Below are 1,215 nucleotides of genomic sequence, written 5' to 3'. Positions count from 1 at the left end.
GCTTTTAACAACACCAAAGAACCACTGCGCCGTATTGAGATGAAAGCGTGGCTTGAGGAAATGGTGGAGCCGTTACTCGATAGGCTACCACCACGCCCTCACGCGTTTGGGGAAGACTTTGCGCGCAGCGGCCACTTATCGGTCTTTGCACCGATGACCATTAACCAAGATTCAACCAGGCATGTGCCTTTCTTGGTCGAGCTGCACAACGTGCCGCACAAGCAGCAAGAGCAAGCCATCAAGTTTATTTGTGATCGCCTGCCGATGCTGTGCGCCTTAAAGCTCGATGGCGGCGGTAACGGTAACTATGTGGCTGAGCAGGCTCAAGAAGAGTACGGCAGTCTGGCGGAAATCATCATGCTCTCTGAGAGCTACTACCGCGAGCACATGCCTAAATTCAAAGCTGCGTTTGAAGATCAACAACTCACCATCCCCGCGGATGAGGATGTGATATGCGATATCACGGCGATTAAGACCATCAACGGCACACCAAAGATTGACCGTGAGCGCAAGGTCAAAGGCGAGAAGAAAAAGCGCCATGGCGACTCGGCCATTGCGATTTGGTTTGCCTACCTTGCCAGCCTTGAGAACAACAAAGCGGTCTATGGCTCGCACTCGATTAAACAACAAAGCAACGCTGAGCCTCGCCGCTCGGTGAAATGCACGCTCGGTCTGCGTAACCGAGGAGGATTACTGTGAACAAGATTATTGACCCAAGAACAGGTGAGCCGTTTGCGCCAGAGAAAACGTTGCTCACCACACGTCAAACCGAAGCGTCAGTCTATTCGGTGCGAACGCCAACGCCTGGTTACTCCATCGCAAGCAACATCACGCCAGAGCGCTGCGCTCGCGCCTTGCGTGAAGCAGAGAGCTTTTACATTGAGCCGTTCATGGTCTTAGCCGAAGAGATTGAAGAGCGCGACACGCACTATTCATCCGTGCTGCGTACTCGCAAACTCAAAGCGGCTAACCTACCTATGACGGTGACGCCTGGCGGCGAAGATGAAAAGAGCCTCATGCTGGCCGAAGAAGTGCGCAAACTCATGAACCGTCCTTTTATCAAAATGATGAAGATGGATTTACTGGATGGTTTGGGGAAAGGCTTTGCCGTGTGCGAACTCATGTATCGCACCAGTAAATCGCATTGGGATATTGTATCCGCCCCTTGGGTTGACCCGCGCTTTTTTGAGTTCGACCAAGAGACGCGCCAAGAGT

At 52.5% G+C, this 1,215-nt stretch carries 1 protein-coding gene and 1 pseudogene; both read left to right on the top strand.

Annotation, left to right across the window (positions count from 1 at the left end):
• A pseudogene (locus RH88_RS23575) lies at window positions 1-699 on the top strand (hypothetical protein); the annotation flags it as partial.
• A partial coding sequence (locus RH88_RS08435; RefSeq protein ID WP_005594977.1) for a phage portal protein family protein occupies window positions 696-1,215 on the top strand: 520 nt, incomplete at its 3' end. The pseudogene RH88_RS23575 and the gene RH88_RS08435, both read left to right, overlap by 4 nt.

The sequence above is a fragment of the Vibrio scophthalmi LMG 19158 genome (assembly GCF_000222585.1).
GTDB classification, from domain to species: Bacteria; Pseudomonadota; Gammaproteobacteria; order Enterobacterales; family Vibrionaceae; genus Vibrio; species Vibrio scophthalmi.
The sequence above is the reverse complement of the archived record's forward strand: the minus strand, read 5'-3'. Positions and strand labels throughout refer to the sequence as shown.